The organism is Glycomyces sp. NPDC021274, from assembly GCF_040641195.1.
Taxonomy (GTDB): Bacteria; Actinomycetota; Actinomycetes; order Mycobacteriales; family Micromonosporaceae; genus Glycomyces.
The window spans coordinates 1-5,136 of the sequence record NZ_JBFADC010000028.1 but is presented as its reverse complement, the minus strand read 5'-3'; the positions used below and the strand labels follow the sequence as shown (position 1 = coordinate 5,136).

1 protein-coding gene and 2 rRNA genes are annotated in these 5,136 nt (G+C 58.6%); all 3 read right to left on the bottom strand.

What is annotated here, in order from left to right:
• Positions 1-2,207 (bottom strand): 23S ribosomal RNA (locus AB0I03_RS26150); the annotation flags it as partial.
• A gap of 306 nt (positions 2,208-2,513) precedes the next feature.
• A 16S ribosomal RNA gene (locus AB0I03_RS26145) occupies positions 2,514-4,042 on the bottom strand.
• A gap of 704 nt (positions 4,043-4,746) precedes the next feature.
• Positions 4,747-5,136: MarR family transcriptional regulator (locus AB0I03_RS26140; protein ID WP_360417253.1), on the bottom strand; the 390-nt coding region annotated here is incomplete at its 5' end.

Below are 5,136 nucleotides of genomic sequence, written 5' to 3'. Positions count from 1 at the left end.
AGTCGTTACGCCATTCGTGCAGGTCGGAACTTACCCGACAAGGAATTTCGCTACCTTAGGATGGTTATAGTTACCACCGCCGTTTACTGGCGCTTAAGTTCTCAGCTTCGCCCCACCGAAATGGAGCTAACCGGTCCCCTTAACGTTCCAGCACCGGGCAGGCGTCAGTCCGTATACATCGCCTTACGGCTTCGCACGGACCTGTGTTTTTAGTAAACAGTCGCTTCTCGCTGGTCTCTGCGGCCACCCCCAGCTCACCGTGCAAAACGGATCACCAGAAATGGCCCCCCTTCTCCCGAAGTTACGGGGGCATTTTGCCGAGTTCCTTAACCATAGTTCACCCGAACGCCTCGGTATTCTCTACCTGACCACCTGAGTCGGTTTAGGGTACGGGCCGCCTTGAAACTCACTAGAGGCTTTTCTCGACAGCATAGGATCATCCACTTCACCACAATCGGCTCGGCATCAGGTCTCAGCCTTAACGTGTGACGGATTTGCCTACCACACGGCCTACACCCTTACCCCGGGACAACCACCGCCCGGGCTGGACTACCTTCCTGCGTCACCCCATCGCTTACCTACTACAAGTCTGGTCCGTCGGCTCCACCACTCCCCTCAACTCCGAAGAGATCAGGGCGGCTTCACGGACTTAGCATCGCCTGATTCAGTATTGGGCGCTTCAAAGCGGGTACCGGAATATCAACCGGTTGTCCATCGACTACGCCTGTCGGCCTCGCCTTAGGTCCCGACTTACCCTGGGCAGATCAGCTTGACCCAGGAACCCTTAGTCAATCGGCGCAAGAGTTTCCCACTCTTGTATCGCTACTCATGCCTGCATTCTCACTCGTGAACCGTCCACAACTCGTTTCCACGGCTGCTTCACCCGGCACACGACGCTCCCCTACCCATCACGATCCCCGTTGGGGGTAATATCGCAATGACACGACTTCGGCGGTGTACTTGAGCCCCGCTACATTGTCGGCGCGGAATCACTTGACCAGTGAGCTATTACGCACTCTTTCAAGGGTGGCTGCTTCTAAGCCAACCTCCTGGTTGTCTCTGCGACTCCACATCCTTTCCCACTTAGCACACGCTTAGGGGCCTTAGTCGATGCTCTGGGCTGTTTCCCTCTCGACCATGGAGCTTATCCCCCACAGTCTCACTGCCGCGCTCTCACTTACCGGCATTCGGAGTTTGGCTAAGGTCAGTAACCCGGTAGGGCCCATCGCCTATCCAGTGCTCTACCTCCGGCAAGAAACACACGACGCTGCACCTAAATGCATTTCGGGGAGAACCAGCTATCACGGAGTTTGATTGGCCTTTCACCCCTAACCACAGGTCATCCCCCAGGTTTTCAACCCTGGTGGGTTCGGTCCTCCACGAAGTCTTACCTCCGCTTCAACCTGCCCATGGCTAGATCACTCCGCTTCGGGTCTTGAGCATGCTACTCCAACGCCCTATTCGGACTCGCTTTCGCTACGGCTTCCCCACACGGGTTAACCTCGCAACATACCGCAAACTCGCAGGCTCATTCTTCAAAAGGCACGCAGTCACGACGCAAAGAACAAGTCTCTGCGCGACGCTCCCACGGCTTGTAGGCACACGGTTTCAGGTACTATTTCACTCCGCTCCCGCGGTACTTTTCACCATTCCCTCACGGTACTATCCGCTATCGGTCACCAGGGAATATTTAGGCTTAACGGGTGGTCCCGCCAGATTCACACGGGATTTCTCGGGCCCCGTGCTACTTGGGTGGCTCTCAAGCAAGCCGCTGACGTTTCAGCTACGGGGGTCTTACCCTCTACGCCGGACCTTTCGCATGTCCTTCGCCTACATCAACGGTTTCTGACTCACCGACCGGCCGGCAGACCGATCAAGAAAGCTCCCACAACCCCAACCACGCAACCCCTGCCGGGTATCACACGTGACTGGTTTAGCCTCATCCAGTTTCGCTCGCCACTACTCCCGGAATCACGGTTGTTTTCTCTTCCTGCGGGTACTGAGATGTTTCACTTCCCCGCGTTCCCTCCACACTGCCTATGTGTTCAGCAGCGGGTGACAGCCCATGACGACTGCCGGGTTTCCCCATTCGGACACCCCCGGATCAAAGCTCGGTTGACAGCTCCCCGGGGCCTATCGCGGCCTCCCACGTCCTTCATCGGTTCCTGGTGCCAAGGCATCCACCGTGCGCCCTTAAAAACTTGGCCACAGATGCTCGCGTCCACTGTGCAGTTCTCAAACAACGACCAGCCACCCACCACCCCAACCCGAAGGCTGAGTTCACTGGGGCCGGCATCCCGAAGGCTCAGACCATAGTCCGCACCCTCAGACACCCAACAGCGTGCCCGACCAGTTCAACCCACAGTCCCGTGTTCCACGCCGAAGCAGTACTAACGAGCCATGATCCTGAACAGGCCGAGTAGTCAACGTTCCACCCATGAGCAACCAGCATCAGACACTCGCTGATGTACTGGCCTCTGACCAAGCAAAGCTCGGTAAGAAGTGCTCCTTAGAAAGGAGGTGATCCAGCCGCACCTTCCGGTACGGCTACCTTGTTACGACTTCGTCCCAATCGCCAGTCCCACCTTCGACGATTCCCTCCCACAAGGGGTTGGGCCACCGGCTTCGGGTGTTACCGACTTTCGTGACGTGACGGGCGGTGTGTACAAGGCCCGGGAACGTATTCACCGCAGCAATGCTGATCTGCGATTACTAGCAACTCCGACTTCATGGGGTCGAGTTGCAGACCCCAATCCGAACTGAGACCGGCTTTTTGAGATTCGCTCCACCTCGCGGTATCGCAGCTCATTGTACCGGCCATTGTAGCACGTGTGCAGCCCAAGACATAAGGGGCATGATGACTTGACGTCGTCCCCACCTTCCTCCGAGTTGACCCCGGCAGTCTCCTGTGAGTCCCCATCACCCCGAAAGGCATGCTGGCAACACAGAACAAGGGTTGCGCTCGTTGCGGGACTTAACCCAACATCTCACGACACGAGCTGACGACAGCCATGCACCACCTGTACACCGACCACAAGGGGGGCACTATCTCTAATGCTTTCCGGTGTATGTCAAGCCTTGGTAAGGTTCTTCGCGTTGCGTCGAATTAAGCCACATGCTCCGCTGCTTGTGCGGGCCCCCGTCAATTCCTTTGAGTTTTAGCCTTGCGGCCGTACTCCCCAGGCGGGGAACTTAATGCGTTAGCTGCGGCACGGACGACGTGGAATGTCGCCCACACCTAGTTCCCAACGTTTACGGCGTGGACTACCAGGGTATCTAATCCTGTTCGCTCCCCACGCTTTCGCTCCTCAGCGTCAGTATCGGCCCAGAGATCCGCCTTCGCCACCGGTGTTCCTCCTGATATCTGCGCATTTCACCGCTACACCAGGAATTCCGATCTCCCCTACCGAACTCTAGCCTGCCCGTATCGAATGCAGACCCGGGGTTAAGCCCCGGGCTTTCACATCCGACGTGACAAGCCGCCTACGAGCTCTTTACGCCCAATAATTCCGGACAACGCTCGCGCCCTACGTATTACCGCGGCTGCTGGCACGTAGTTAGCCGGCGCTTCTTCTGCAGGTACCGTCACTCTCGCTTCTTCCCTGCTGAAAGAGGTTTACAACCCGAAGGCCGTCATCCCTCACGCGGCGTCGCTGCATCAGGCTTTCGCCCATTGTGCAATATTCCCCACTGCTGCCTCCCGTAGGAGTCTGGGCCGTGTCTCAGTCCCAGTGTGGCCGGTCGCCCTCTCAGGCCGGCTACCCGTCGTCGCCTTGGTGAGCCATTACCTCACCAACAAGCTGATAGGCCGCGGGCTCATCCTTCACCGCCGGAGCTTTCCACACGGAGATCATGCGACCCCGTGTCATATCCGGTATTAGACCCCGTTTCCAGGGCTTGTCCCAGAGTGAAGGGCAGATTGCCCACGTGTTACTCACCCGTTCGCCACTAATCCCCGACCGAAGCCGGTTCATCGTTCGACTTGCATGTGTTAAGCACGCCGCCAGCGTTCGTCCTGAGCCAGGATCAAACTCTCCGTGAATGCTTACCGGTAATCCGGTATCAACACTCGCGTTGAGCGGAACCACAAGGAGGAATAATCCTCGCGGTTCACAGCGTCCTCGCTGTGCGCCTCCCAAAGCTATTGGAAGGACTTTTCAAAGGAACCTCATCTCCATGATGGAGACGGGGTATCAACATATCTGGCGTTGACTTTTGGCACGCTGTTGAGTTCTCAAGGAACGGACGCTTCCTTCGGCTACCCTCTCGGGCTTCCTCCGGGCGCTTCCCTTCGGTCTTGCGTCTCCGACTCTATCAGATCCTTTCGGCTCCGATTTTCGCCGGTGCGATTCGGCCTTTCGGCTTCTTCGCGGCTCCAACCTTACCAGATCCGTTTCCGTCTCTGGCCCCCTGTTGGAGCGGGGTCCGGCCGCTTCGCTTTCGCTTTTCGGCCTTTCCGACTTTATCAGATCTTCTTTCCGTTCCGGCCCGCTTCTCAGTGAGTTGCGGTCGGTTCGAATTTCGATCCGATTCCCCGTCGGCGGGGTGTTCACTACGTTAGCGGAATTCCTCGCTGACGCCTAATCAGGCGCCCGGAATGAATTTCGGCATGCGAAACTCGCTCCCGTTGAGGGGCCGTGCAGTAGTGGGTTGCCGCGAAGCGGCGGGATGGCTGCCGCAGAACCGTTCCGGCTCGTTGGCAACTCGGAGAACACTACGGATCGGGGAGGGGCGTGTCAAACCCGGTCAGTCGAGGTCGCTCAGACGGCCCTCGGCGTCGGGTTGGGCCTCCTCGACGCGGCGCAGCAGCCTGGTCAACGCATCGCCGAGGATGCGGCGTTGCTCGCCGGAGAGGTCCTGGAGGAGTTCCTCCTCGAAGACCGATGCCATGCGCATCGCCTCCAGCCACTTCTCGCGGCCCTCGTGGGTCAGCTCGACGATCACTCGGACGCGGTTGGTCTCGTCGCGCTCGCGGGTGACCAGACCCTCGCTCGCCATGCGGTCGATGCGGTGGGTCATGGCGGCCGGCGTGAGGCCGAGGCGCTTGGCGAGTTCGCCGGGGCCCATGCGGTAGGGCGCGCCGGAGACGACGAGGGCCTTGAGGACCTCCCATTCGGCGTTGCTGATGCCGAGGGT